Annotated in this window: 23 protein-coding genes; 9 read left to right on the plus strand and 14 right to left on the minus strand. The window is 63.2% G+C overall.

What is annotated here, in order from left to right:
• Nucleotides 1-124 precede the first annotated feature (124 nt).
• The 5 genes from AC19YT_RS10540 to dadA form a co-directional block, all read right to left on the minus strand.
• Nucleotides 125-535 (minus strand): c-type cytochrome, encoded by a 411-nt coding sequence (locus AC19YT_RS10540; RefSeq protein WP_095109247.1) that lies wholly within the window; start codon nucleotides 533-535, stop codon nucleotides 125-127.
• Between the two features lie 183 nt (nucleotides 536-718).
• The gene (locus tag AC19YT_RS10545; RefSeq protein ID WP_095109248.1) at nucleotides 719-1267 is read right to left on the minus strand and encodes a cupin domain-containing protein; all 549 of its coding nucleotides are present in this window, start codon (nucleotides 1265-1267) and stop codon (nucleotides 719-721) included.
• Between the two features lie 127 nt (nucleotides 1268-1394).
• Nucleotides 1395-2468: an alanine racemase gene (gene alr / locus AC19YT_RS10550; protein ID WP_500610204.1), complete on the minus strand. Its 1074-nt coding sequence runs from the start codon at nucleotides 2466-2468 to the stop codon at nucleotides 1395-1397.
• Between the two features lie 89 nt (nucleotides 2469-2557).
• On the minus strand, nucleotides 2558-2908 hold the full coding sequence (locus AC19YT_RS10555) for a RidA family protein (RefSeq protein ID WP_095109250.1): 351 nt from the start codon (nucleotides 2906-2908) through the stop codon (nucleotides 2558-2560).
• Nucleotides 2880-4181: a D-amino acid dehydrogenase gene (dadA, locus tag AC19YT_RS10560; RefSeq protein WP_095109251.1), complete on the minus strand. Its 1302-nt coding sequence runs from the start codon at nucleotides 4179-4181 to the stop codon at nucleotides 2880-2882. Before dadA ends, AC19YT_RS10555 begins: the two co-directional genes overlap by 29 nt.
• A gap of 155 nt (nucleotides 4182-4336) precedes the next feature.
• Here dadA and AC19YT_RS10565 point away from each other — a divergent pair, with 155 nt between their 5' ends.
• The gene (locus AC19YT_RS10565) at nucleotides 4337-4825 is read left to right on the plus strand and encodes an Lrp/AsnC ligand binding domain-containing protein (RefSeq protein WP_095109252.1); all 489 of its coding nucleotides are present in this window, start codon (nucleotides 4337-4339) and stop codon (nucleotides 4823-4825) included.
• 135 nt (nucleotides 4826-4960) lie between these two features.
• Here AC19YT_RS10565 and AC19YT_RS10570 read toward each other — a convergent pair whose 3' ends face one another.
• Nucleotides 4961-5314, minus strand: a complete 354-nt coding sequence (locus tag AC19YT_RS10570) for a YkgJ family cysteine cluster protein (protein WP_500610205.1) — start codon at nucleotides 5312-5314, stop codon at nucleotides 4961-4963.
• Nucleotides 5315-5461: 147 nt separating this feature from the next.
• Here AC19YT_RS10570 and AC19YT_RS10575 point away from each other — a divergent pair, with 147 nt between their 5' ends.
• Entirely contained in the window at nucleotides 5462-6772 is a 1311-nt protein-coding gene (locus AC19YT_RS10575; RefSeq protein WP_500610206.1) for an NAD(P)/FAD-dependent oxidoreductase, read from the plus strand.
• Between the two features lie 104 nt (nucleotides 6773-6876).
• Here the strand turns inward: AC19YT_RS10575 and AC19YT_RS10580 are convergent, their stop codons facing one another.
• The gene (locus AC19YT_RS10580; RefSeq protein WP_500610207.1) at nucleotides 6877-7122 is read right to left on the minus strand and encodes a DUF1127 domain-containing protein; all 246 of its coding nucleotides are present in this window, start codon (nucleotides 7120-7122) and stop codon (nucleotides 6877-6879) included.
• A 176-nt stretch (nucleotides 7123-7298) separates the two neighbouring features.
• Between AC19YT_RS10580 and AC19YT_RS10585 the strand changes: the two genes are divergently transcribed.
• From AC19YT_RS10585 to ppx, 3 genes are all read left to right on the plus strand, one after another.
• On the plus strand, nucleotides 7299-8735 hold the full coding sequence (locus AC19YT_RS10585) for an aminotransferase-like domain-containing protein (RefSeq protein ID WP_095109256.1): 1437 nt from the start codon (nucleotides 7299-7301) through the stop codon (nucleotides 8733-8735).
• Nucleotides 8736-8788: 53 nt separating this feature from the next.
• A complete protein-coding gene (locus AC19YT_RS10590) occupies nucleotides 8789-10348 on the plus strand; it encodes a phospholipase D family protein (protein ID WP_095109257.1) in 1560 nt (519 codons plus the stop codon).
• Nucleotides 10349-10526: 178 nt separating this feature from the next.
• The gene (gene ppx / locus AC19YT_RS10595; protein WP_500610208.1) at nucleotides 10527-12029 is read left to right on the plus strand and encodes an exopolyphosphatase; all 1503 of its coding nucleotides are present in this window, start codon (nucleotides 10527-10529) and stop codon (nucleotides 12027-12029) included.
• A gap of 49 nt (nucleotides 12030-12078) precedes the next feature.
• Here the strand turns inward: ppx and ppk1 are convergent, their stop codons facing one another.
• Complete coding sequence (gene ppk1 / locus AC19YT_RS10600; RefSeq protein ID WP_095109259.1) at nucleotides 12079-14307, minus strand: polyphosphate kinase 1; 2229 nt, start codon at nucleotides 14305-14307, stop codon at nucleotides 12079-12081.
• Between the two features lie 18 nt (nucleotides 14308-14325).
• Complete coding sequence (gene hemB / locus AC19YT_RS10605; RefSeq protein WP_095109260.1) at nucleotides 14326-15339, minus strand: porphobilinogen synthase; 1014 nt, start codon at nucleotides 15337-15339, stop codon at nucleotides 14326-14328.
• A 207-nt stretch (nucleotides 15340-15546) separates the two neighbouring features.
• Here hemB and AC19YT_RS10610 point away from each other — a divergent pair, with 207 nt between their 5' ends.
• Together AC19YT_RS10610 and elbB are read left to right on the plus strand one after the other, a co-directional pair.
• Nucleotides 15547-16167, plus strand: coding sequence for a DedA family protein (locus AC19YT_RS10610; protein WP_095109261.1), 621 nt, complete (start codon nucleotides 15547-15549; stop codon nucleotides 16165-16167).
• 107 nt (nucleotides 16168-16274) lie between these two features.
• Nucleotides 16275-16940 carry an isoprenoid biosynthesis glyoxalase ElbB gene (elbB, locus tag AC19YT_RS10615; protein ID WP_095109262.1) on the plus strand — a complete coding sequence of 222 codons (666 nt, stop codon included), beginning with the start codon at nucleotides 16275-16277 and terminating at the stop codon, nucleotides 16938-16940.
• A gap of 87 nt (nucleotides 16941-17027) precedes the next feature.
• Here the strand turns inward: elbB and AC19YT_RS10620 are convergent, their stop codons facing one another.
• The 3 genes from AC19YT_RS10620 to AC19YT_RS10630 are packed head-to-tail and all read right to left on the minus strand — an operon-like array spanning nucleotide 17028 to nucleotide 19126.
• Nucleotides 17028-17483, minus strand: coding sequence for a YaiI/YqxD family protein (locus tag AC19YT_RS10620; RefSeq protein ID WP_095109263.1), 456 nt, complete (start codon nucleotides 17481-17483; stop codon nucleotides 17028-17030).
• 36 nt (nucleotides 17484-17519) lie between these two features.
• Nucleotides 17520-17804 carry a helix-turn-helix domain-containing protein gene (locus AC19YT_RS10625; RefSeq protein WP_095109264.1) on the minus strand — a complete coding sequence of 95 codons (285 nt, stop codon included), beginning with the start codon at nucleotides 17802-17804 and terminating at the stop codon, nucleotides 17520-17522.
• Nucleotides 17801-19126: a type II toxin-antitoxin system HipA family toxin gene (locus tag AC19YT_RS10630; RefSeq protein ID WP_500610209.1), complete on the minus strand. Its 1326-nt coding sequence runs from the start codon at nucleotides 19124-19126 to the stop codon at nucleotides 17801-17803. The genes AC19YT_RS10625 and AC19YT_RS10630 overlap by 4 nt, the downstream gene beginning before the upstream one ends.
• 443 nt (nucleotides 19127-19569) lie before the next feature.
• Between AC19YT_RS10630 and AC19YT_RS10635 the strand changes: the two genes are divergently transcribed.
• Nucleotides 19570-21435, plus strand: coding sequence for an autotransporter outer membrane beta-barrel domain-containing protein (locus AC19YT_RS10635; protein ID WP_500610210.1), 1866 nt, complete (start codon nucleotides 19570-19572; stop codon nucleotides 21433-21435).
• A gap of 99 nt (nucleotides 21436-21534) precedes the next feature.
• Entirely contained in the window at nucleotides 21535-21843 is a 309-nt protein-coding gene (locus tag AC19YT_RS10640) for a hypothetical protein (protein ID WP_500610211.1), read from the plus strand.
• A gap of 77 nt (nucleotides 21844-21920) precedes the next feature.
• Here AC19YT_RS10640 and oadA read toward each other — a convergent pair whose 3' ends face one another.
• Nucleotides 21921-23729 (minus strand): sodium-extruding oxaloacetate decarboxylase subunit alpha, encoded by a 1809-nt coding sequence (gene oadA / locus AC19YT_RS10645; RefSeq protein WP_500599837.1) that lies wholly within the window; start codon nucleotides 23727-23729, stop codon nucleotides 21921-21923.
• A gap of 102 nt (nucleotides 23730-23831) precedes the next feature.
• Nucleotides 23832-25247 carry an acetyl-CoA carboxylase biotin carboxylase subunit gene (locus AC19YT_RS10650; RefSeq protein WP_095109269.1) on the minus strand — a complete coding sequence of 472 codons (1416 nt, stop codon included), beginning with the start codon at nucleotides 25245-25247 and terminating at the stop codon, nucleotides 23832-23834.
• Nucleotides 25248-25293 lie beyond the last annotated feature (46 nt).

The raw sequence follows: 25293 nt of genomic DNA on the forward strand, positions 1-25293 counted from the left end.
CATTCCATGAATTGAGGTGAGCCCGAGCTTGCCGGGTCTTGGCGCCGATGACCAGCCTCCTGGCCAAATCGCAGGCACAAAAAAGCCGCTCGTAAGCGGCTTTTTCGCGGTAGATGGCTGCCTGTTAGAGGCCAGACATCTTCTTGATGGCGCCCTTGAGCTCGTCATCGGAGCAATCGGAGCAGGTGCCTTTAGGTGGCATCGCGTTGATCCCGGTGATGGCCTTGGCCAGGATGCCGTCGAGGCCGCCCTGGTGATCGGCACGTTCTTTCCAGGCTGCGGTGTCACCCACTTTCGGTGCGCCCAACAGGCCCGTGCCGTGGCACGCGTTGCAGTGCTTGGCAACGATGTCATCGGCTGTTCTTGCACCACCGCCGCCAGCCGAGGCTGCGACTTCCATCCCTTTGCACTCTTTGCCCTGGACGCAGACCTGGCCAACCGGCTCAAGGCGCTTGGCAATATCGTCATTGGTCGCAGCTTGAGCGCTGACTGCCCAAAGGGCCAATACGGTTGCTGGTACAGCCAGCATTTTCATAATTAGGTTCACACGTACACCCTCAATGGTGGCTAGTCACGCCCACGGCCACGGTTTCGCGGGCGGGCGAAAGTATAACGGTTGTCCCGCCACACTGAAACAACCCTAAAGTCGAAGGGGAGATTAAGCGCAGCGATGTACAGCTTCGGGCACCTCTGCAAGCCTTGCAGGACGCCTCTTTTCTTAGAAGTTCGCGGGCGTGGCTGCGCTGATTAGTCGCGCCGGCGCATCGAACGGGTTGCGAAAACGATGGGGTTTGGTGCTTTCAAAGTAGTAGCTGTCGCCGGCTTCGAGGATAAAAGTCTCAAGCCCCACCACCAGTTCAAGCCGTCCTTCGAGCAGAATCCCGGTTTCCTCGCCTTCGTGGACGAGCATTTCTTCACCCGTATCGGCACCCGGGGGGTAAATCTCACTGAGAAACGCGATGGCACGGCTCGGATGGGCCTTGCCCACCAGCTTCATGGTCACGGCGCCATCGGAAATATCGATCAGTTCGTTGGCTTTATAAACAACCTGGGTCGGTTTCTCCTGCAGGATTTCTTCGGAGAAGAACTCGACCATGGACATGGGAATGCCGCCCAGCACCTTGCGCAAGGAGCTGATGGAGGGGCTGACACTGTTTTTCTCGATCATCGAAATGGTGCTATTGGTGACGCCCGCCCGTTTGGCGAGCTCACGCTGCGAAAGACCTTTCAGTTTACGGATGGATTGCAGTCGTTCACCGACGTCCAATGCATTAGCCTCCCAGGATTCAGGTTGTATGAATAATGAGCGGTATCATGGCGACAGCGTTCAGTATTTACAACACTTGGGGCGCAATCCACCCGGGCCGTTCGGCAGTGCCGCGGCCCACTCACCGCTAGCTACCGCTATAGAGCCTTGGCACGCGGCGCAGGTTGCAGAAGATCTGGTAGGGAATGGTGCCGGCAGCGGCCGCGACGTCGCTGGCGAGGATGTGCTTGCCCCACAGCTCCACCGGTGAGCCGAGGCCCGCCTGGGGTACATCGGTCAGGTCGATGCACAGCATGTCCATCGACACCCGGCCCAGCAATTGGCTGCGCTGGCCGGCCACCAGCACCGGGGTACCGGTCGGCGCCTGGCGCGGGTAACCATCGGCATAGCCCATGGCGACCACGCCGATGCGCATCGGCCGCGGCGCGATGAACTGCGCGCCATAACCCACCGGCTCACCGGCCGGCAGTTCGCGCACGCAAATCACCTTCGATTCCAGGCTCATCACCGGTTGCAGGCGCGCGGCCAATGCCTGCTGCTGCTCGAAAGGCGTGGCGCCGTACAGCATGATGCCCGGGCGCACCCAGTCGCTGGGGATGTTCGGCCAGCCCAGCACCGCCGGCGAGTTGCGCAGGCTGATCTGCGCCGACAGGCCCTGGCGGGCCGCCTCGAACACTTCGACTTGCCGGGCACTGGCGGCGCTGTCCAGTTCATCAGCGCGGGCGAAATGGCTCATCAGCACGATTTTCGCCACTTTGCCGCTAGCTAGCAGCCGTTGGTAAGCGTTCTGGTAGTCGTCGGGGTGCAAGCCCACGCGGTGCATGCCGGAATCGAGCTTGAGCCAGATATTCAGCGGCTTGGCCACCGACGCCTGCTCAATCGCCTCCAGTTGCCACAGTGAATGCACCACGCACCAAAAGTCGTGTTCGACGATCAGTGCCAACTCGTCAGCCTCGAAAAAACCTTCCAGCAGCAGCACCGGCGCACGGATGCCCGCGGCCCGCAGTTCCAGGGCTTCCTCGATGCAGGCCACGGCGAAACCGTCCGCCTCGCCCACCAAGGCTTGGGCGCAGCGCACCGCACCATGGCCATAGGCGTCAGCCTTGATGACGGCCAGTGCCTTGGCGCCCGTCACTTCGCGGGCCAGTTGGTAGTTGTGACGCAGGGCTTGGAGGTCGATCAGGGCACGGGCAGGGCGCATGGCGGCAGGCTTCTAGGCAGACATGGGAAATAAAAAGCGGTGCGAGCCGCAGGCCTGGGCCTGCGACAGCACCGCAAGAGGGATCGTTGTTACGGCAAAGCGGCCACGACCGACAACTCGATCAGGATGCGCGGCTCGCACAGGTTGGCTTCCACCGTGGCCCGGGCAGGTGCCACGCCTTTAGGCAGCCACTTGTCCCACACCGCGTTCATGCCGGCGAAATCGGCGACGTGCTTCAGGTAGATGGTCACCGACAACAGGCGGTTCTTGTCGGTCCCGGCCAGGTCCAGCAAACGCTCGAGGTTGCCCAGCACTTCACGGGTCTGTTGCTCGATCCCGCTATCCAGGTCGTCGGCCACTTGCCCGGCCAGGTACACCGTGCCGTTGTGAACGACGATCTGGCTCATGCGCTCATTGGTGAGCTGGCGCTGGATTGACATGGGGTGTCGCCTCCTGGTGATTGCCGTAACGGGAAATATCGAGGCCTTCGGCGCTGATCTGCGGGGTTTTCTTCGCCATCAGATCGGCCAACAGGCGACCAGAGCCACAGGCCATGGTCCAGCCGAGTGTACCGTGTCCGGTGTTCAGGAACAGGTTGCGAAACGGTGTGGCGCCCACAATCGGCGTGCCGTCCGGGGTGGTGGGGCGCAGGCCGGTCCAGAAACTGGCTTGGGCCAGGTCGCCGCCCTGGGGGTAGAGGTCGTTGACGATCATCTCCAGGGTTTCGCGCCGGCGCGGGTTGAGCGACAGGTCGAAACCGGCGATCTCGGCCATGCCGCCCACGCGGATGCGGTTGTCGAAACGGGTGATGGCGACCTTGTAGGTTTCGTCGAGGATGGTCGAGGTCGGTGCCATCGCCGGGTTGGTGATCGGCACGGTCAGGGAGTAACCCTTGAGTGGGTACACCGGGGCCTTGATGCCCAGGGGCTTGAGCAGTTGCGGCGAATAGCTGCCCAGGGCCAGCACGTAGCGGTCGGCGGTTTCCAGCTTGCCGTCGATCCACACGCCGTTGATGCGGTCGCCCGCGTGGTCCAGGCTCTGGATGTCCTGGCCAAAGCGGAATTCCACCCCCAGCTTCACAGCCATTTCCGCTAGGCGCGTGGTGAAGATCTGGCAGTCGCCGGTCTGATCGTTGGGCAGGCGCAGGGCGCCGGCGAGGATATCGGTAACGCTGGCCAGGGCCGGCTCCACGCGGGCGATGCCTTCACGGTCGAGCAGCTCGAACGGCACGCCGGACTCTTGCAGCACGGCAATATCCTTGGCCGCGCCGTCGAGCTGGGCCTGGGTGCGGAACAACTGGGTCGTGCCCAGGCTGCGGCCTTCATAAGCAATGCCGGTTTCGGCGCGTAATTCGTCGAGGCAATCGCGGCTGTACTCGGACAGGCGCACCATGCGCTCTTTGTTCACCGCATAGCGGTTGGCCGTGCAGTTGCGCAGCATCTGCGCCATCCACAGGTATTGGCCGATATCGGCGGTGGCCTTGATGGCCAGCGGCGCGTGGCGTTGCAGCAGCCACTTGATGGCCTTGAGCGGCACGCCCGGCGCGGCCCAGGGCGAGGCATAGCCCGGCGAGACCTGGCCGGCGTTGGCGAAGCTGGTTTCCATGGCAGCGGCGGGCTGGCGATCGACGACCACCACTTCAAAACCGGCCCGCGCCAAATAGTAGGCACTGGCCGTACCGATGACGCCGCTACCCAAGACCAGAACGCGCATTTTCGTATCCCTCATCGCGGCGAGCCGCTGACGTTTGTTATTCGAGCAAAGTTGCGGGCAGTGTAAGAAAGATCCGCCAGTGCTTTTCACTATATAAGCGCCTATATTTGGCGAGAATTCTCGGCAAAAACCCTTTTCACGGAGGCGCATCGCCTATGCGTACCAACACCCAGACCAAGCGCGAGCTGGACAAGATCGACCGCAACATCCTGCGCATCCTGCAAGCGGACGGGCGCATCTCGTTCACCGAGTTGGGAGAGAAGGTCGGTTTGTCGACAACGCCCTGCACCGAGCGGGTCCGGCGCCTGGAGCGCGAAGGCATCATCATGGGCTACAACGCCCGGCTCAACCCGCAGCACCTGAAGGGCAGCCTGCTGGTGTTTGTCGAGATCAGCCTCGACTACAAATCCGGCGATACCTTCGACGAATTCCGACGCGCCGTGCTGAAGTTGCCCCATGTACTGGAGTGCCACCTGGTGTCGGGGGATTTCGACTATCTGGTCAAGGCGCGGATTTCCGAGATGGCCTCGTACCGCAAGCTGCTGGGCGACATCCTCCTCAAGCTGCCCCACGTGCGCGAATCCAAGAGCTACATCGTGATGGAAGAAGTCAAAGAGAGCCTGAGCCTACCGATTGCCGATTGAGCCGAGCTCGCCCGCGACCACAGAGGAAAAGTGAAAATCCCACCCCACACCACAGCTCAACTGTAGGAGCGGGCCCTGCCCGCGATGGCGCCGGTACAGCCGATAGATGGATACCGTCAACCCACCAACACCGCGCTAAACCAACACCTGCCGCGTACTGGCCATGTACTCGTGGATCTGCTTTTCAACCCGCGGGTGGATCAGTTCCACCGGGCGGCGGCCGTTGGGGCATGGCAGGGTGGCGGTGGTGCCAAACAAGCGGCAGATCAGCGGGCGTTCGTCGTACACCGTGCAACCGTGGGGGCCCAGGTGTACGCAGTTGAGCTCGTCCATGGCCGCGTCCTGCTCGGCGGCGGTCTTGCGCGGCAGGCGCGCCATTTCCTCCGGCGAGGTGGTCACCGGCCCACAGCAGTCGTGGCAACCGGGGACGCACTCGAACGAGGGAATCTGCTGGCGCAGGTGGCGGACTTTCTGACTGTTGCAGCTCATGCAAGCGCGACCTGAAAAACGAGAAGGCCCGGATTTTGCCTTAAAACCCCCGGCGCAGACAGCGCGGGCCGACCAGTGTTGCCGCCCGCGAAAGGTCCGGCTTATGCTCCGTAAAATTTTTTAAACACAATAATCAGGATTACGCACATGAATGCCCGTGCACACTCACCTGTTCCCGCCCAACACACCGCTTCTTATTACGCCGCCAGCAGCCTGCCCCAGCCCGACCACCCGGCGCTCGCGGGCGAGCAGGTGGCGGACGTGTGCGTGGTTGGCGGTGGGTTCTCCGGGCTCAACACCGCCATCGAGCTGGCGCAGCGCGGGTTCAGCGTGGTGCTGCTGGAGGCGCGCAAGATCGGCTGGGGCGCCAGCGGGCGCAATGGCGGGCAGTTGATCCGCGGCGTGGGGCATGGCCTCGACCAGTTCGCCAACGTGATCGGCAACGACGGCGTGCGCCAAATGAAACTCATGGGCCTGGAGGCCGTGGAAATCGTGCGCCAGCGGGTGGAGCGCTTCCAGATCGACTGCGACCTGACCTGGGGCTACTGCGACCTGGCCAACAAACCCGGCGACCTGGAAGGCTTCGCCGAAGACGCCGCCGAACTGCGCAGCCTGGGCTATCGCCACGAAACGCGGCTGTTGCAGGCCAACGAGATGCACAGCGTGGTGGGCTCCGAACGCTACGTCGGCGGCTTGATCGACATGGGTTCGGGGCACTTGCACCCGCTCAACCTGGCGCTGGGCGAAGCAATGGTGGCGCAACAACTGGGGGTGCGGCTGTTCGAGCAATCGGCGGTCACCCGCATCGATTACGGCCCGCAGGTGCGCGTGCACACTGCCCAAGGCACGGTGCGCGCCAACACCCTGGTGCTGGGCTGCAACGCCTACCTCAACGACCTCAACCCGCACCTAAGCGGCAAAGTGCTAGCAGCCGGCAGCTACATCATCGCCACCGAGCCCTTGAGCGCGGAACAGGCCCACGCCTTGCTGCCGCAAAACATGGCGGTGTGCGATCAACGGGTGGCGCTGGACTACTACCGCCTCTCGGCCGACCGGCGCCTGCTGTTCGGCGGTGCCTGCCACTATTCGGGCCGCGACCCGCAGGACATCGGCGCCTACATGCGGCCGAAAATGCTTGAAGTGTTCCCCCACCTGGCCGGGGTGAAGATCGACTACCAGTGGGGCGGCATGATCGGCATCGGCGCCAATCGCCTGCCGCAGATCGGCCGCCTCGCCGAGCAACCCAATGTGTATTACGCCCAGGCCTATTCCGGCCACGGCCTCAACGCCACACACCTGGCCGGCAAGCTCCTGGGCGAAGCCATCAGCGGCCAGCAGGGCGGCGGTTTCGACCTGTTCGCCAAGGTGCCCCACATGACCTTCCCCGGCGGCAAACACTTGCGCTCGCCGCTGCTGGCGCTGGGCATGTTGTGGCACCGGCTTAAAGAGCGGTTTTGATGGACGGCTGAGCCTGTGGGGTGGCGATCCCACGCTCGGGGGCTCAGGCACCTCGGCGGCGCCATCGCGGGCAAGGCCCGCTCCCACAGGGTTCAGGATTGAAATCACACCCGCCAAAACGGTTTCAACCCTTCCTCACGCGCCTGTTCGCGGCTCAGGCCGACGTCGCGCAGTTGTTCGGCGCTCAGTTCCAGCAGGGCCTTGCGGGTGTTCAGGCGATGCCACAACAGCCCCCAGCGGCTGAGGCCGAGCGGCGCGTTGCGCAGTGCGCCGGCACGCGCGCCGGTGTTCCGTGCTGCCGCCAGCTCCTGACTGTGTAGCGCCAGCCGCACATCGCTTAAACCATTCATGGTGATTGCTCCTGTTTACTTGGGTAGCGAGAGCTTTCATGATGCGCGGGCGGCGAAAATCGATACAGATTCAACCGCCGCCTATTATCTCCATACAGTTTTCCCGCTTTGCCCACTGAATCCCCCGTTTTCGGCCGATCTGTACGGGTCGCCGAAGCAGACACACCGGAGCCGCCATGACCCTCTATGTGAATCTCGCCGAACTGCTGGGCACCCGCATCGAGCAGGGCTTCTACCGCCCCGGCGACCGCTTGCCCTCGGTGCGGGCCCTGAGCGCGGAACACGGGGTCAGCCTGAGCACGGTGCAGCAGGCCTATCGCATGCTCGAAGACAGCGGCCTGGCCACGCCCAAGCCCAAGTCCGGCTATTTCGTGCCGGTGGGCCGCGAGCTACCGGAGCTGCCCGCCGTGGGCCGCCCGGCGCAGCGGCCGGTGGATATTTCGCAGTGGGACCAGGTGCTGGAACTGGTGCGCGCCGTGCCGCGCAAGGACGTCATACAGATGGGCCGGGGCATGCCGGACGTGATGACACCCACCCTGCAACCCCTGCTGCGGGGCCTGGCGCGCATCAGCCGGCGCCAGGACATGCCCGGCCTGTATTACGACAACATCTGCGGCACCCTGGAGCTGCGCGAGCAGATTGCGCGCCTGATGCTCGACTCCGGCTGCCAGCTCGGCGCCCAGGACCTGGTCATCACCACCGGGTGCCATGAGGCGCTGTCCACCAGCATTCGCGCCATCTGCGAGCCGGGGGATATCGTCGCCGTCGACTCGCCGAGCTTTCACGGCGCCATGCAAACCCTCAAGGGCTTGGGCATGAAGGCCCTGGAGATCCCCACCGACCCGCTCACCGGTATCAGCCTCGAAGCCTTGGAGCTGGCCCTGGAGCAGTGGCCGGTCAAGGCCATACAGTTGACCCCCAACTGCAATAACCCGCTGGGCTACATCATGCCCGAGTCGCGCAAACGCGCCCTGCTGACCCTGGCGCAACGCTTTGACGTGGCGATCATCGAAGACGATGTGTATGGCGAATTGGCCTACACCTACCCGCGCCCGCGCACCATCAAATCCTTCGACGAAGACGGCCGCGTGTTGCTGTGCAGTTCGTTTTCCAAGACCCTCGCCCCCGGGTTGCGCATTGGCTGGGTAGCACCCGGGCGTTACCTGGAGCGGGTGCTGCACATGAAATACATCAGCACCGGCTCCACCGCGCCGCAGCCGCAGATCGCCATTGCCGAATTCCTCAAGGGCGGGCATTTCGAGCCCCATTTGCGGCGCATGCGCACGCAGTACCAGCGCAACCGCGACCAGATGCTCGACTGGGTCAGCCGCTATTTCCCCGCTGGCACCCGCGCCAGCCGCCCTCAGGGCAGCTTCATGCTGTGGGTTGAGCTGCCGGACAACTTCGACGCCCTCAAGCTCAACCGCGTGCTACTGGAGCAAGGCGTGCAGATCGCCGTGGGCAGCATTTTTTCGGCCTCGGGCAAGTACCGCAATTGTCTGCGGATGAACTACGCTGCCAAGCCGACGGCAGAGATTGAAGAAGCGGTGCGCAAAGTCGGCGCGGCGGCGGCCCGGTTGTTGGCCGAAACCCAAGGCACCACGGACTTTTAACCGCTGGCTGGCGTCGAAAAACAACATTCCACGCCGCGCTCAGAGGCCACTCCTTGAAACTCACCCAGGCCCTGCCCTTTTTCCTGCTGTTGGCCACCAGCGGTTGCGCCAGCCTCGACGTGCCGCGCGAACCGAGCCAGGCCCTGCCCGCCCAGGGCTCGGCGTTCGGCCGCTCGATCCAGGCCCAGGCCGCGCCGCACCAGGGCCGCTCGGGGTTTCGCTTGCTGTCCAACAGCAGCGAGGCGTTCATGGCCCGCGCCGAGCTGATCCGCAACGCCCAAAGCAGCCTGGATTTGCAGTACTACATCGTGCACGACGGCATCAGTACGCGGATGCTCGTCGAAGAGTTGCTCAAGGCCGCCGACCGTGGCGTGCGCGTGCGCATCCTGCTGGACGACACCACCAGCGATGGCCTGGACCAGATCATCGCCACCCTCGCCGCCCACCCACAGATCCAGATCCGCCTCTTCAACCCGCTGCACCTGGGGCGCAGCACCGGCGTCACGCGGGCCATGGGGCGGCTGTTCAACCTGTCGCTGCAACACCGGCGCATGCACAACAAGCTGTGGCTGGCCGACAACGCGGCGGCGATTGTCGGCGGGCGCAACCTGGGCGACGAATACTTCGACGCCGAACCCAACCTGAACTTCACCGACATCGACATGCTCAGCGTCGGGCCGGTGGCCGAGCAGTTGGGCCACAGCTTCGACCAGTACTGGAACAGCGCCCTGAGCAAACCCATCGATGAGTTCCTCTCGCAGCCTTCGGCCAAGGACCTGGCCAAGACCCGCGCGCAGCTCGAAGCCTCCCTGGAGCAGAACCGGCGCGAGAACCACGCGCTGTTCCAGCAACTGATGAGCTATCGCACCGAGCCGCGCCTGGACCTCTGGCGCAAGGAATTGATTTGGGCCTGGAACCAGGCGCTGTGGGATGCGCCGAGCAAAGTCCTGGCCCGAGGCGAGCCCGACCCGCAGCTGCTGCTGACCACGCAGATGGCGCCGCAGCTGCAAGGGGTGAGCCAGGAGTTGATCCTGATTTCCGCCTACTTCGTGCCAGGCCAACCGGGGCTGTTGTACCTCACCGGGCGCGCCGATGCGGGGGTCGCGGTGAGCCTATTGACCAACTCCCTGGAAGCCACCGACGTGCCGGCGGTGCACGGCGGCTACACGCCCTACCGCAAGGCCCTGCTGGAGCACGGCGTGCGCCTGTTCGAGCTGCGCCGCCAACCCGGCGCCACCGGCGGCAGCGGCCCGCGCCTGTTCAGCGGCGCGTCGCGCCAGGGCTCGGATTCGAGCCTGCACAGCAAGGCGATGATCTTCGACCGCCGCTACGCCTTTATCGGCTCGTTCAACTTCGACCCGCGCTCGGTGCTGTGGAACACCGAAGTGGGGGTCATGGTGGACAGCCCGGAACTGGCCGAACACGTGCGCACCCTGGCCCTGCAAGGCATGGCCCCGGCCCTGAGCTACGAAGCGAAAATCGACAACGGCGACGTGGTGTGGGTCACCGAAGACCACGGCCAGCGCCACACCCTGACCCGCGAACCGGGCAGTTGGTGGCGCCGCTTCAACGCCTGGTTCAGCACCCGCGTGGGGCTGGAGCGGATGCTGTAAGCCGTACCCAGCCTTCTCCCTGTAGGAGCGGGCTTGCCCGCGACGACGGCGGCACCTCCAATTACTTACACGTGTTGTCGATTTTTCCTGAGCCAGATCACGCCAGCCAACACTGTGCGTTGGCGCGAGCCTGTGATCGTGGCACGATGGCGAAGTTTTCGACCGAGACCCCCTACCCATGCCGCAATCCAAAGCCAAGCATCTGTCCCTGATCGCCGCTATCGACCTGGGCTCCAACAGCTTTCATATGGTCGTGGCCAAGGCCCAGAACGGTGAAATCCGCATCCTGGAGCGACTCGGCGAGAAGGTCCAACTGGCCGCCGGCATCGACGACGAACGTCGCCTCAACGAAGAATCCATGCAGCGCGGGCTCGACTGCCTCAAGCGCTTTGCCCAATTGATAAACGGCATGCCCCTGGGCGCGGTGCGCATCGTGGGCACCAACGCCCTGCGCGAGGCGCGCAACCGTGGCGAATTCATCCGCCGCGCCGAAGAGATCCTCGGCCACCCGGTGGAAGTCATCTCCGGCCGTGAAGAAGCGCGCCTGATCTACCTCGGGGTCTCCCATACCCTGGCCGACACCCCGGGCAAACGCCTGGTGGCGGACATCGGCGGCGGCAGCACCGAGTTCATCATCGGCCAACGCTTCGAGCCGCTGCTGCGCGAGAGCCTGCAAATGGGCTGCGTCAGCTACACCCAGCGCTATTTCAAGGACGGCAAGATCACCCCGGCGCGCTACGCCCAGGCCTACACCGCCGCGCGCCTGGAAATCATGAGCATCGAGCATGCCTTGCATCGCCTGACCTGGGATGAAGCCATCGGCTCCTCGGGCACCATTCGCGCCATTGGCCTGGCGCTCAAGGCCGGCGGCCACGGCACCGGCGAAGTCAACGCCGAAGGCCTGGCGTGGCTCAAGCGCAAGCTGTTCAAACTGGGCGACGCGGAAAAAATCGACTTCGAAGGCATCAAGCCCGACCGGCGCACCATTTTCCCGGCGGGCCTGGCGATTCTCGAAGCGATCTTCGATGCCCTCGAGCTGCAACGCATGGACCACTGCGATGGCGCGCTGCGCGAAGGCGTGCTGTACGACCTGCTGGGCCGCCACCACCACGAAGACGTGCGCGAACGCACCCTCGGCTCATTGATGGAGCGCTACCACGTCGATCTGGAACAAGCGGCGCGGGTCGAGCGCAAGGCCCTGCATGCCTTCGACCAAGTGGCGGCGGACTGGGACCTGGCGGACGGTATCTGGCGCGAACTCCTGGGCTGGGCGGCGAAAGTGCATGAAGTGGGGCTAGATATCGCCCACTACCACTACCACAAGCACGGCGCCTACCTGATCGAGCACTCGGACCTGGCCGGCTTCTCCCGCGAAGACCAGCAAATGCTCGCCCTGCTGGCGCGCGGCCACCGCCGCAACATCCCCAAGGACAAATTCGCCGAGTTCGGCGACGAAGGCATCAAGCTGATCCGCCTGTGCGTGCTGCTGCGCTTTGCGATTCTGTTCCATCACATCCGCGGCACCCAGGCCATGCCCCAGGTGGCGCTGCATGCCCAGGGCGATAGCCTGGAAGTGTCCTTCCCCGCAGGCTGGCTGGACGAAAACCAATTGACCCAAGCCGACTTCGCCCTTGAGGCCGAATGGCTGACCCGCGTCGGGATTGTGCTCAACGTGCATTGAGCCCCGGGTGCAGCAACGAAGAAGGGGCCTTTTCAGGCCCCTTTTTTGTTCAGCGAACGCTCAACACCGGGTTGCTCAGGCGCTCCAGCAAGGTCGCCTGGGCGCTGCGCGGGTTCTGGTTGCCGGTGGGCGTGTTGCGGATGTAGCGCCCGTCCGATTGCAGGCTCCAGCTGTGGGTGTTGTCGGTGAGGTAGCTTTCCAGCTCCTTCTTGACCCGCAGGATCAGCTTCTTGCCTTCCACCGGGAAGCAAGTCTCCACGCGCTTATCGAGGTTGCGCTCCATCCAGTCGGCGCTGGAGAGGAACATCTGCTCTTCGCCGCCGTTGAGGAAGTAGAACACTCGCGTGTGCTCCAGGAAGCGGCCGATGATCGAGCGTACGTGGATGTTATGCGAGACCCCGGCAATCCCTGGGCGCAGGCAGCACATGCCGCGTACCACCAGGTCGATGCGCACGCCCGACTGGCTGGCCTTGTACAGCGCACGGATGATCTTCGGATCGGTCAGCGAGTTGAACTTGGCGATGATGTGGGCCGGTTTGCCGTCGAGGGCGAACTGGGTTTCGCGGGCAATCATGTCGAGCATGCCCTTCTTGAGGGTGAACGGCGCATGCAACAGCTTTTTCATGCGCAGGGTTTTGCCCATGCCGATCAACTGGCTGAACAGTTTGCCCACGTCTTCGCACAAGGCGTCGTCGGAGGTCAGCAGGCTGTAGTCGGTGTAGAGCTTGGCGTTACCGGCGTGGTAGTTGCCGGTGCCCAAGTGGGCGTAGCGCACGATCTCGCCCGCTTCACGGCGTAGGATCAGCATCATCTTGGCGTGGGTCTTGAAGCCGACCACGCCGTAGATCACCACCGCGCCGGCCGCTTGCAGGCGGCTGGCCAGTTGCAGGTTGGACTCTTCGTCGAAACGCGCACGCAATTCGATCACCGCGGTGACTTCCTTGCCGTTACGCGCGGCGTCCACCAGGGCATCGACGATTTCCGAGTTGGCACCGCTGCGGTACAGGGTCTGGCGCACGGCCAGCACATGCGGGTCCTTGGCGGCCTGGCGCAGCAGGTCGACCACCGGGGTGAAGGACTCGAACGGGTGCAGCAGCAAAATGTCTTGCTTGCTGACGACGCTGAAGATGTTCTCGCTGTTTTGCAAAAGCTTGGGGATTTGCGGGGTGAACGGCATGTATTGCAGTTCGCGCTGGCTCTCCAGGCCCGTGATGCTGAACAGGCGCGTCAGGTTCACCGGGCCGTTGACCTGGTACAGCTCGGTCTCGTGCAGGTTGAACTGCTTGAGCAGGTAGTCGGACAGGTGTTTAGGGCAGGTGTCGGCCACTTCCAGGCGCACCGCGTCGCCGTAGCGGCGCGAGAACAGTTCACCGCGCAGGGCGCGGGCCAGGTCTTCGACATCTTCGGTATCGACCGCCAGGTCGGCGTTACGGGTCAGGCGGAACTGGTAGCAACCCTTGACCTTCATGCCCTGGAACAGGTCATCGGCGTGGGCGTGGATCATCGACGACAGGAACACGTAGTTGTCGCCCGCGCCGCCAACCTCTTCCGGCACCTTGATAAGGCGCGGCAACAGGCGCGGCGCCGGGATGATCGCCAGGCCCGAATCGCGGCCAAAGGCGTCGATGCCTTCAAGCTCGACGATGAAGTTCAGGCTCTTGTTGACCAGCAGCGGGAACGGGTGCGTCGGGTCCAGGCCGATGGGGGTGATGATCGGCGCGATCTCGTCGCGAAAGTAGCGGCGCACCCAGGTTTTGATCTTGGTAGTCCAGTGGCGGCGGCGGATGAAGCGCACTTGGTGCTTTTCCAGCTCCGGCAGCAGGATGTCGTTGAGGATCGCGTATTGGCGGTCAACGTGGCCGTGCACCAACTCGCTGATGCGCGCCAGGGCCTGGTGCGGCTGCAAGCCGTCGGCGCCGGCCTGTTCGCGGGCGAAGGTGATCTGCTTCTTCAGGCCCGCCACGCGGATCTCAAAGAACTCATCCAGGTTGCTGGAGAAAATCAGCAGGAACTTGAGCCGCTCCAGCAACGGGTAGGACTCATCCAGCGCCTGTTCCAGCACGCGGATGTTGAATTGCAGTTGCGACAGCTCGCGGTGGATGTACAGGCTGCTGTCATCCAGGCTCGGGATCGCAATCGCCGGCGGCGCCGGTTGTGGCTCGCTGGCTACGGCCGGCGCGGGTAGCTCCTGCTCCAGTTCCGGCGGGGTTTCGACGATCTGTTCGACCACCGGTTGAGCGTCTTTTACTGCCACTTCAGTCAGTCCTTCGGTATTCATGACGTGTTCCTGGGAGGGCTATTTTGGCTCTCGTAACAATTGAGCAGCACGAACGGCAAAGTAAGTCAGGATGCCATCAGCGCCTGCCCGTTTAAAAGCGGTCAGGGATTCGAGAATAACCCCCTCGCTCAACCAGCCATTCTGGATGGCCGCCATGTGCATGGCGTATTCACCGCTGACCTGATAGACAAAGGTCGGCACTTTAAATTCTTCTTTGACCCGGTAAAGGATGTCGAGGTAGGGCATGCCAGGCTTGACCATGACCATATCCGCGCCTTCTGACAAGTCCGCAGCCACCTCGTGCAGGGCTTCATTACCGTTGGCCGGGTCCATCTGGTAGGAGGCCTTGTTCGCCTGGCCCAGGTTCAGCGCCGAGCCCACCGCATCGCGGAACGGCCCGTAGTAGGCACTGGCGTACTTGGCCGAGTAGGCCATGATCCGCACGTTGACGTAGCCGGCCAGCTCAAGGGCTTCGCGAATACCTTGCACGCGACCGTCCATCATGTCCGACGGGGCCACCACCTGGGCGCCCGCCTCGGCATGGGACAACGCCTGGCGCACCAGCGCGGCCACCGTGGTGTCGTTCTGCACGTAGCCGCTGTCGTCGAGGATGCCGTCCTGGCCGTGGGTGGTGAACGGGTCCAGCGCCACATCGGTAATCACCCCCAACTGCGGAAAGCGTGCGCGCAAGGCGCGGGTAGCGCGTTGGGCGATGCCGTCGGGGTTCCAGGCTTCAGCGGCGTCCAGAGACTTGAGCGCGCTGGGCGTGACCGGGAACAGCGCCAGCGCCGGTATGCCCAGTTCCACCCACTGGGCGGCTTCTTCGAGCAGCAGGTCGATGCTCAAGCGCTCCACACCCGGCATCGAGGCCACGGTTTCGCGGCGATTGTGCCCGTCGAGGACAAACACCGGCAGGATCAGGTCGTCCACCGTCAGTAGGTTTTCGCGCACCAGGCGGCGGGAAAAGTCGTCGCGACGGTTGCGCCGCAGGCGGGTGGCGGGGAACACACGAGTGGCGGGGGTGAAGCTCACGGCAGACTCCTGAGCCCGCGCTGGCGGGCGAGCGTGACAGTTATAAGCGGCCATTATGACGAACAGATGACAGTCGCGCTCAGCCGTGCGACCGGTCGCCGCAGTCATTGTCTTTGTAGGAAATGTTCACGTCGAGACACATTTCGATACTTTCCTCACACTGCCCGAAGGCGTAGGCTGCGCGTTCATTTCGCCAGCATCCAGACAATGCTCCAACAATTTCTTCAGGATTTCGGCTACTTCGCCCTTTTTCTCGGCACGTTCTTTGAAGGTGAAACCATTCTGGTGCTCGCCGGCTTCCTTGCGTTCCGCGGATACATGGATATCAACCTGGTGGTGGTGGTGGCGTTCTGCGGCAGCTATGCCGGCGATCAGCTGTGGTACTTCCTGGGCCGCAAGCACGGGCGCAAATTGCTTGCGCGCAAACCGCGCTGGCAACTGATGGGCGATCGCGCGCTGGAGCACATCCGCAAACACCCGGATATCTGGGTGCTGAGTTTTCGCTTCGTCTATGGCCTGCGCACGGTGATGCCCGTGGCCATTGGCCTGTCCGGCTATCCACCGGGGCGCTACCTGATCCTCAACGGCATCGGCGCCGCGATCTGGGCCACGGCCCTGGCGGCGGCGGCCTACCACTTTGGCGCGGTGCTCGAAGGCATGCTGGGCAGCATCAAGAAGTACGAATTGTGGGTGCTCGGTGCCCTGCTCCTGCTGGGCCTGTTGCTGTGGCTGCGCCGCCGCGTCAAGAACGCGCGCCTGGCCAAGGAAATCTGCCGGGCCGAACAGGCCGAAAAAGCCGCCAACGGCGAGTCCTCGCCGCCGCTGTAACCGCGCGCCCTATCCAATCGATCGAATCCACACACCCGGTGTCTGAGCTATGGCACCGGGCGGCAAATTAGTGGACATTTGGACGCCATGAACCTGGAGAAAAACCCATGAGCAAAAAAGTTGCAGTGATCCTTTCCGGTTGTGGCGTATACGACGGCGCCGAGATCCACGAAAGCGTGATTACCCTGCTGCGCCTCGACCAACGCGGCGCGCAGGTGCAGTGCTTCGCCCCTGACATTGCGCAGTTGCACGTCATCAACCACCTGACCGGCCAGGAAATGCCGGAGTCGCGCAATGTGCTGGTGGAATCGGCGCGCATCGCCCGCGGCCAGGTCAAGGACGTGCGCGAGGCGCGGGTCGAGGACTTCGATGCGTTGATCGTGCCCGGCGGTTTTGGCTCGGCGAAAAACCTGTCCAACTTCGCTACCCAAGGCGCCGGTTGCACGGTGCAGCCCGATGTCCTGGCCCTGGCCGAAGCCTTTGCCGAAGCGGGCAAACCGGTGGGGCTGATCTGCATCTCCCCGGCCATCGCCGCCAAGATCTACGGCCCGGGCGTGGTCTGCACCATCGGCAACGACAGCGACACCGCCGCCGCCATCACCGCCATGGGCGCCGAACATGAAGAATGCGCGGTCAGCGAAATCGTCGAAGACAAGGCCCGCAAACTGGTCAGCACCCCGGCCTACATGCTCGCCCAATCCATCGGCGAAGCGGCGGCAGGAATCAACAAACTGGTTGACCGCGTGCTTGAGCTGACTCACGAAAACGACTGAGCCCAGCCAACATCACGTTGCCTGACCCGGCGCCATCGTCGGATCGCCGCCCGGACCCAGCCCGCTGCCACAGGGATGTGGTCCGGGTCATTCCCCCCGCATCAACCGTGTCAGCAGCCGATCCAGGCTATTGGCGAAGGCCTGTTTGTCCCGTTCGCCATAGGGCCCTTGCCCGCCGCTGGCCTGGCCTTGTTCGCGCAGGTCGGTGAACAGGTTGCGCACGGCCAGGCGTTCGCCCATGTTTTGCGCGTCGAAGGGTTTGCCCCGTGGGTCGAGGGCGTCCACGCCTTTTTTCACCAAGCGGTCAGCCAGCGGTACGTCGCTGCAAATCACCAGGTCGCCGGGCACGGCATGTTCCACCAGGTAATCGTCCGCCGCATCCGGCCCGGCCGGCACCACGATCAGCCGCACACAGGCGAACGGCGGTTTGATCTGGCTCTGGCCCGCCACCAGCAACACCTCGAACTGGCGCTTGAGGGCAAATTTCACCACTTGATCCTTCGCGGCCTTGGGGCAAGCGTCGGCATCGATCCACACGCGCATGGTTTCTCCTCGCTGGGTCCAGCAATAAACATTGGTTTAAACGCCCGCCTTCGTGCGCCGGGCTTTTACCACGCCCATCTGCAGCCCGAATGGCTTGAACACTGCGTTAAGCGACTTCAGGGTCTGGTTGCCTTCGCCGTGTTCGATATGCACCAGGGTGCGCACCGAGATTTTGCACATGCGCGCAAATTGGCTCTGGTGCAGCCCTGTCACTTCGACCCGCAAGCGCCGCACGGCTTCGCCGATCTGCAACGTGCCTTCGCCCAGGCCTAGCTGGATGGCGTCGATGAACCGGGCGCGTTCTTGTAGGGTCATGTTCATTGCAGCCCCCAGTCTTTCAAGCGTTGCCCAAGGTTTTTCAGGGCTATGCTCGGGTGCTTGAACGTCACGGCGGGCAAGCCGCTGTCGGCGAGGATATCGGGCAGTGCCAGCAGGTGCGCGGCGTCTTCGCGCAGGCGTTCAAAGCTGTCCTGCGGATCGGCGATATCGGCCAAGGCCTCGCACGCGGCGCGCCAATCGACCTCCCCGGCCCGCTCGATTTCCCGGGGCCATTTGGTGGTGCGAGTGATGCCTTCGTCGTCCATCACCATCGGTGCCAGGTCGTAGATGGGTGCCAGGCGCACCGAGTCGGCCTCGCGGATGATTGCCGTGTTGCGCCCGTGGTTATCAGAGTTGCCCAATATCTTGTTCAGCAGGTCACGGCGCAGGTAGTCGGCGACCAGATCCGGGATTTGCTCGTCCTGCTCCACCCGCCACCACAGTTGCGCCAGCATCTGCATCACCTGCACGTGGTTCATCGCACTGCCAGGGGTGGTGACGCCGGCCAGGGAGTAGACCGACTCCACGGCCAAGCGCTCGACGCCGTGGGCCGTCACGCCCCGGTCAAAGCGCTGCATCCACAGGCTCGGCTTGCTCGCCTCTTCCAGCGCCAGGCCCTCGGCGGCCACGGTCTCGATGCCCAGGGTTTGCAGGGCTTTGTAGTAGTGGAACTCGCTACGCAGGATGTCCTGGTCCAGTTGCAGCCCCTTGTTGCGGGCGAATTTGACGAACCAGTGCTGCCGGGCCTCGGCGTCATCGAGCACAGCGTCCGGGTACAGCAGGCCGTCGACGCTTTCGGTGAGCAGCAGCTTCGGCGCCTCCCCCCCCGCCCCGGTTGCACCGCCAATCGCCGCGCCCTGCTCGTAGGCGTATTCCAGGAAACGCTGGTCGCGGGCGATCACCTCGTCACGGGCAAACCCCATGGGCAGCCGCTTATCAACGTCCTGCAACGACTCCTTGATGCGTAAATGGCCGATGGGCGCCGGGGTGCTGCGGCCTAGCAGGAACAAATCGGGGCTGATGCCTTCGGGCTTTTGCTGGCCCAGGCGCGCCAGCAGGAAGCGCCGGGCTGCGCCGGCCGGAGCGATGTCGTGTAAAAAGGCCGGCGCACTGGCCTGGTCTTCGCTGTTCCAGTCCAACGGCAGGTTGGCACTGACAGCACTGGCGAAGGGGTCGCCGATATCGCCCAGGTGCGCCACTAGGTAGTCCTGCAGGTAGCCGAAGCTACAACGGCTTTGCAGGCGCTCTTGCGGTTCGTGGAAGGTCAGGAGCATGGCGTCTTGCCATTCGCCTGCCGACCAAAGTTGGAGTGTCAAAGTGAACATGGCTGTTACCTGCAATTTGATGCCTTTGAGGGAGCGTCCAAAGTCGTTGCCTGCAATATAGTGCAGATGGTTGCACTATGTGTGCCTTATATGTGCATTAAAATGCATTTATACGCCGTTAACAGGGTGCTCACACGCAATAAAATGCAGATGCCTGCGACTGCGACCCCCGCACTGCCAGTGCGCCATGGCACAGGCGCCAATCAACCCGGCGAAGGGAGCAACGGAGGGCGGGCCGGGTGGGGGCGCCCTACAGGTGTTTCCGCAGTCACGGTGAGGCAAAGCTGCCACTCAAGCAGGCCACCGGCCAACTTTGCTCCGCCGCCCCACAATGCCGACACGTAATGCCGCCATAGCGCGCAAAAACCACGGAAAACCCCGGCATTAATAGCCCGCCATGGCCCCGTAGAGTTCCGCCTCCCGAACCACGAGGCTCCTCCTTCATGCCGACCTTGCTCCCACCTAGCCCCCATGCACTCGCCCTGGCCATCGCCCTGACCCTGCCCACGGTGAAAATGGCCCACGCCCAACAAAGCCAGGCGCCACTCCCGCCAAAGACAGTGGCCGAGGTGTTAGGCCTACTGGAAGACTTCGCCAATGACCCCACAATCAAGACGACCCTGATTGCCACCAACAGCAAAGACAACATCCTCAACTCTGCCCTGGGCATGGACGATGACCTGCTGACCCTCCAGCTCGATGGCATCCAGGAACACGCTTTCGATGGCGGCGAAGGGTTCAATGTGTTGAGGCTGGAGGCCAACCACGGCGCCACCTTGACTGAGACACGCAACTTCCAGGGGCTGGACGTTCCGCAAGGCAACTGGACAGTGCAAGGCACCGGCGACTTCCAGTTCGGTGCACTGGTGCGCAATAGCGCCACCCTCATCAACCAGGGCACCATCGTCGGCGATGCGTTCGTGGCGCAGGGCGCCACTTATGGCGGCAACGGCAAGGTCCGCAACCTGATCGTGGAAGGAACCCTGCACGTGAATCCTACGCAGGGCGCCGCATGGGTCGGCGAGGACCTGACCCTTGCCGAGGGCTCGACGCTGGTTTACGACATCGCTCAAAACGGCGACGGCGCCAAGGTCCAGGTCGAGGGCACCGCTAAAATCGACAACGCCGCATTAACGGTCAAGGCTGCCGACACCGCCTACCCTGACCCCCTGTACTTCACCGTCATCCAGGCCGGCAAGATCGAGGGTGAATTTGGGGAGGTGAACAGCGACCTGCTCTACTTGACGCCCGCCCTGCACTACAGCGAAACGACCGTAGACCTGGCTTACACCCGCAACGAACGGCGCCTTGAAGACGGTGCCGGCAGCGATAACGGCCGCGAAGCCGCCAACGGCCTGGAACAACTGGCCGGTGGCGCCAACGCGAACCTGGCCAACATTACCCAGAACAGCGCCCGGCCCGTGGTCGGCAGCCTGCTGGCCACCCTGCGCCAGGGCAGCGATGCCCCGGCGCAGTTCGACAGCGGCAACGGTCGCGTGTGGGTGCAGGCCCTGGGCAACTCGACCACCACCGACCGCGCCCACGCCAGCCGTGCGCTGCAACAACGCACCCATGGCGTGGTGGTGGGCGCCGACTGGTCCGTGAACGAGACCTGGAGCCTGGGCCTGCTGGGCGCCAAATCGCAGACCCAGGTCGACGGCCGACGGTTCGATGCCGACCTCGACAACTGGTACCTGGGCGCCTACGCCATAGGCCAACGCGGCCCGCTCGCGCTGCGCCTGGGCGCAACCTATGGCAGCCACTCCGGTGACACGCAGCGCAACCTGGCATTCAAGGGCTATCGCGACACCCTCAAGGGCTCCTTCGATTCCAGCACCCAGCAAGCCTTCGCCGAATTGGGCTACCAAATGGGCAGCGCCAACCTGAGCGCCGAGCCTTTTGTCAGCCTGGGCTATGAGCGCTATCAACGCGCCAGCTACCAGGAAAAGGGCGGCGATGCGGCCCTGCGGGTCGAGCGCCAGAGCCGGCAAAACCTGAACAACACCTTCGGCCTGCGCCTCGCCCAGTTCACCCTGCTGGACAACGGCATGGCCCTGATGCCGAGCCTGAGCGCCGGTTGGAAACACACCTACGGCGACTTGCAAAGCAAGACCCGCCAAAGCTTCGTCAGCACTGGCAAGGGTTTCACCATCGAAGGTGCGGCCCAGGACCGTGACAGCCTGGTACTGGCCGCTGGTCTGGACCTGAGACTGTCCGAGCACCACACCTTGGGCGTCGGCTATCAGGGCGAGCTGAGCAGCAACAACCGCAGCAATGGCCTGACAGGGCAGTGGCGGATGAGCTTCTAAAAGCACTGTACGGCTCAACACCTGTCACTTCTGACAGTAGACGGGTATCAGGACCACGCTTAGCCTGATCCCGTCGCCCCCTCGCCCACGAGGTGCACCATGGCCAGCTCAAAAAACCCCGCCGCACTCCCCAGCATTGTTCGGGTGGGAGAAGTCATATTTCTGGAAAACCCCAAGACCCATTCCCTGACTGGCCTCTACGCCGTCCAATTCAAGAAAGACAATATGGCCACCCAGGTCGAAATCAGCAGAAATAGCGCCGACGCAGTCAACTTCAAGGCGCCGCCACTGCAAAACGGGCCCAACGAAGTCACCGGGCTCTACCCTGAGGGCAGCGTGATCGCTGAGCCTCACTTGGGCCGCACTGAAATTATTGCCAGCCGGGAGAAATTCAGAATCCGGCCTTGAATCGAGTTTTTTACGCAAAAAAAAGGGGAGCACATGCCCCCCCGAGGTTTAAAGCGTTGTAGCCGAAGGCTGTTAAATCAGCCTTCGATCTCGATCAGTATCTCGCCCGGGTTGACCCGGTCGCCCTTGGCCACATGGATGGCCACGACCTTGCCCGCGATGGCCGATTGCACTTCGGTTTCCATCTTCATGGCTTCGGTAATCAGCACGGCTTGCCCGGCCTTGACCACGTCGCCTTCCTTGACTAGCACATCGACGATGTTGCCCGGCATGGTGGTGCTGACATGGCCTGGCGTACTGGCCTGCTTGCGCTGGCTGGTGCCACCGCCGACAAATTCGTTGAGCGGCTCGAACACCACTTCTTCGGGCATGCCGTCGATGGACAGGTAGAAGTGGCGCTTGCCTTCGGCCTTGACGCCGACACCGGTGATGTCCACGCGGTAGGTTTCACCGTGCACGTCGATGACGAACTCGGTCGGCACGCCTTCACCGCCCGCCGAGCGCACGCCACCCGCTTCGGGGATCGGCAGCAAGGCTTCCGGGGTCAGGGTGCCTGCGTCGCGTTCTTCGAGGAACTTGCGGCCAATGTCCGGGAACATGGCGTAAGTCAGCACGTCCTCCTCGGATTTGGCCAACGCGCCAATCTCACCGCGCAGCTTGGTCATTTCCGGCTTGAGCAAGTCGGCGGGGCGCACGTCGATCACGTCTTCGCTACCGATGGCCTGGCGGCGCAGTTTCTCGTCAACAGTGCCCGGCGCCTTGCCGTAGCCGCCTTGCAGGTACAGCTTCACTTCGTTGGTGATGGTTTTGTAGCGCTCGCCAGCCAGCACGTTGAAGAACGCCTGGGTGCCGACGATCTGCGAGGTTGGCGTGACCAGGGGCGGGAAACCCAGGTCTTCGCGTACCCGTGGAATCTCGGCCAACACTTCGCTCATGCGGTTGAGTGCACCCTGCTCTTTCAACTGGTTGGCCAGGTTGGAAATCATCCCGCCCGGCACTTGGTTGACTTGCACGCGGGTATCGACCGCGGTGAATTCACTCTCGAACTGGTGGTATTTCTTACGCACCGCGTAGAAGTACAGGCCAATCTCTTGCAGCAGTTCCAAGTCCAGGCCGGTGTCGAATTCACTGCCCTTGAGGGCCGCAACCATCGACTCGGTGCCCGGATGGCTGGTGCCCCAAGCGAAGCTGGAAATCGCCGTGTCGATATGGTCGGCACCGTTCTCGATGGCCTTGAGTTGGCACATCGCCGCCAGGCCCGCAGTGTCGTGGGAGTGGATGAAGATCGGCAGCGACTGCTCGGCTTTGAGCGCCTTGACCAATTCGCCCGTGGCGTAAGGCGTGAGCAGGCCGGCCATGTCCTTGATCGCCACCGAGTCGCACCCCATGGCTTCCATTTGCTTGGCCTGGGCCACGAACGCGTCGATGGTATGCACCGGGCTGGTGGTGTAGGCGATGGTGCCCTGGGCGTGCTTGCCGGCGGCTTTCACCGCTTCGATGGCCACGCGCAGGTTACGCACGTCGTTCATCGCGTCGAAGATACGGAACACGTCGATGCCGTTGACCGCAGCCTTGGCCACGAACGCCTTGACCACGTCATCGCTGTAGTGGCGATAGCCCAGCAGGTTCTGCCCGCGCAGGAGCATTTGCAGCCGTGTGTTGGGCAAAGCCGCGCGCAGCTTGCGCAGGCGCTCCCACGGGTCTTCCTTGAGAAAGCGCACACAGGCGTCGAACGTGGCCCCACCCCAGACTTCCAGCGACCAGTAGCCGACTTTGTCGAGCTTGTCGCAGATGGGCAGCATGTCATCGGTGCGCATGCGGGTCGCCAACAGCGATTGGTGGGCGTCGCGCAGAATCGTGTCGGTTACGAAGATCTTCTTGCTCATTGTTATCTCCTCTTAGCGGCAAGCTTCCAGCCACAAGCGACAAGTAAAAGCCGATCCGCTCTTAACTTGCCGCTTACCACTGAAAACTTGCAGCTGCTTCATTCATAGGCCTGCGTGGGCGGCGATGGCGGCGGCGATGGCCAGGGCCAGCTCTTCGGGTTTGCGCTTGATCGAGTAGTTGGTCAGCTCAGGGTGGCTTTCCACAAAACTGGTGTTGAACTGGCCGCTGCGAAATTCCGGGTTGCGCAGGATTTCCTGGTAATAGGCCGCGGTGGTCTTCACGCCTTGCAGGCGCATGTCGTCGAGGGCGCGCAAGCCACGGTCCATGGCCTCTTCCCAGGTCAAGGCCCAGACCACCAGTTTCAGGCACATGGAGTCATAGAACGGCGGAATGGTGTAGCCGGTGTAGATCGCCGTGTCGGTGCGCACGCCGGGGCCGCCGGGGGCGTAGTAGCGGGTGATCTTGCCGAAGCTGGGCAGGAAGTTGTTCTTCGGGTCTTCGGCGTTGATGCGAAACTGCAACGCAAAGCCACGGTGCTGGATGTCTTCCTGCTTGACCGACAGCGGCAGGCCCGAGGCGATGCGGATCTGCTCGCGGACGATGTCGATACCGGTGATTTCTTCGGTGATGGTGTGTTCCACCTGCACCCGGGTGTTCATCTCCATGAAGTACACCTCGCCCTCGGCGAGCAGGAACTCCACGGTGCCGGCGTTCTCGTAGCCCACCGCTTTGGCCGCACGCACCGACAGGTCGCCGATGTAGGCGCGCTGTTCCGGGGTCAGTTGGGGGCTGGGGGCGATTTCGATGAGCTTCTGGTTGCGGCGCTGGATCGAGCAGTCGCGCTCGAACAGGTGCACCACGTTGCCAAAGCTGTCACCGAGTATCTGCGCTTCGATGTGCTTGGGATTGACGATGCACTTTTCCAGAAACACTTCGGCCGAGCCGAAGGCCTTGGTGGCCTCGGAGATCACCCGGGGAAAGGCTTGCTCCAGTTCTTCGCGGCTGTTGCAACGGCGAATGCCGCGGCCGCCACCACCGGAGGTGGCCTTGAGCATCACCGGGTAGCCGATGCGGTCGCCTTCGGTCAGCGCTTCGGCGATGTCCGCAACGTTGCCTTCGGTGCCCGGAGTGACCGGTACACCGGCCTTAATCATGCTGCGGCGCGCTTCAGTCTTATCGCCCATGCGGCGGATGACTTCGGCCGACGGGCCAATGAACTTGATCCCACGTTCGGCGCAGATGTCCGCCAATTCGGCGTTTTCCGACAGGAAACCGTAGCCGGGGTGCAGGGCGTCGCAACCGGTCTCGACTGCCAGGTTCACCAGTTTGCGCGGGTTCAGGTAGCCGGCCAGGGGCTCGGCACCGATGCTGTGAGCCTCGTCGGCGCGCTTGACGTGCAAGGCGTGACGGTCGGCATCGGAATAGATCGCCACCGAGCGGATGCCCATCTCGGCGCACGCCCGCACGATGCGTACGGCAATCTCACCACGGTTGGCGATCAGGATCTTTGTTATCACTTGGAATTTCCCTTGAGCCGATTGCTATTGCCACCCGCTAGACCGG

The sequence above is a fragment of the Pseudomonas sp. MF08875 genome, from assembly GCF_059862525.1.

What these genes read in the sequence shown, in the direction of transcription:
- AC19YT_RS10555 (WP_095109250.1), bottom strand. Translation starts at nt 2,908, where the DNA reads ATGTCAATCCAGCGCCAGCTCACCAATGAGCGCATGAGCCAGATCGTC.
- alr (WP_500610204.1), bottom strand. Translation starts at nt 2,468, where the DNA reads ATGCGCCCTGCCCGTGCCCTGATCGACCTCCAAGCCCTGCGTCACAAC.
- AC19YT_RS10630 (WP_500610209.1), bottom strand. Translation starts at nt 19,126, where the DNA reads ATGTTCACTTTGACACTCCAACTTTGGTCGGCAGGCGAATGGCAAGAC.
- AC19YT_RS10585 (WP_095109256.1), top strand. Translation starts at nt 7,299, where the DNA reads ATGACCCTCTATGTGAATCTCGCCGAACTGCTGGGCACCCGCATCGAG.
- AC19YT_RS10625 (WP_095109264.1), bottom strand. Translation starts at nt 17,804, where the DNA reads ATGAACATGACCCTACAAGAACGCGCCCGGTTCATCGACGCCATCCAG.
- dadA (WP_095109251.1), bottom strand. Translation starts at nt 4,181, where the DNA reads ATGCGCGTTCTGGTCTTGGGTAGCGGCGTCATCGGTACGGCCAGTGCC.
- elbB (WP_095109262.1), top strand. Translation starts at nt 16,275, where the DNA reads ATGAGCAAAAAAGTTGCAGTGATCCTTTCCGGTTGTGGCGTATACGAC.
- oadA (WP_500599837.1), bottom strand. Translation starts at nt 23,729, where the DNA reads ATGAGCAAGAAGATCTTCGTAACCGACACGATTCTGCGCGACGCCCAC.
- ppk1 (WP_095109259.1), bottom strand. Translation starts at nt 14,307, where the DNA reads ATGAATACCGAAGGACTGACTGAAGTGGCAGTAAAAGACGCTCAACCG.
- AC19YT_RS10540 (WP_095109247.1), bottom strand. Translation starts at nt 535, where the DNA reads ATGAAAATGCTGGCTGTACCAGCAACCGTATTGGCCCTTTGGGCAGTC.
- AC19YT_RS10620 (WP_095109263.1), bottom strand. Translation starts at nt 17,483, where the DNA reads ATGCGCGTGTGGATCGATGCCGACGCTTGCCCCAAGGCCGCGAAGGAT.
- AC19YT_RS10565 (WP_095109252.1), top strand. Translation starts at nt 4,337, where the DNA reads ATGCGTACCAACACCCAGACCAAGCGCGAGCTGGACAAGATCGACCGC.
- AC19YT_RS10570 (WP_500610205.1), bottom strand. Translation starts at nt 5,314, where the DNA reads ATGAGCTGCAACAGTCAGAAAGTCCGCCACCTGCGCCAGCAGATTCCC.
- ppx (WP_500610208.1), top strand. Translation starts at nt 10,527, where the DNA reads ATGCCGCAATCCAAAGCCAAGCATCTGTCCCTGATCGCCGCTATCGAC.
- AC19YT_RS10640 (WP_500610211.1), top strand. Translation starts at nt 21,535, where the DNA reads ATGGCCAGCTCAAAAAACCCCGCCGCACTCCCCAGCATTGTTCGGGTG.
- AC19YT_RS10575 (WP_500610206.1), top strand. Translation starts at nt 5,462, where the DNA reads ATGAATGCCCGTGCACACTCACCTGTTCCCGCCCAACACACCGCTTCT.
- AC19YT_RS10580 (WP_500610207.1), bottom strand. Translation starts at nt 7,122, where the DNA reads ATGAATGGTTTAAGCGATGTGCGGCTGGCGCTACACAGTCAGGAGCTG.
- AC19YT_RS10610 (WP_095109261.1), top strand. Translation starts at nt 15,547, where the DNA reads ATGCTCCAACAATTTCTTCAGGATTTCGGCTACTTCGCCCTTTTTCTC.
- AC19YT_RS10635 (WP_500610210.1), top strand. Translation starts at nt 19,570, where the DNA reads ATGCCGACCTTGCTCCCACCTAGCCCCCATGCACTCGCCCTGGCCATC.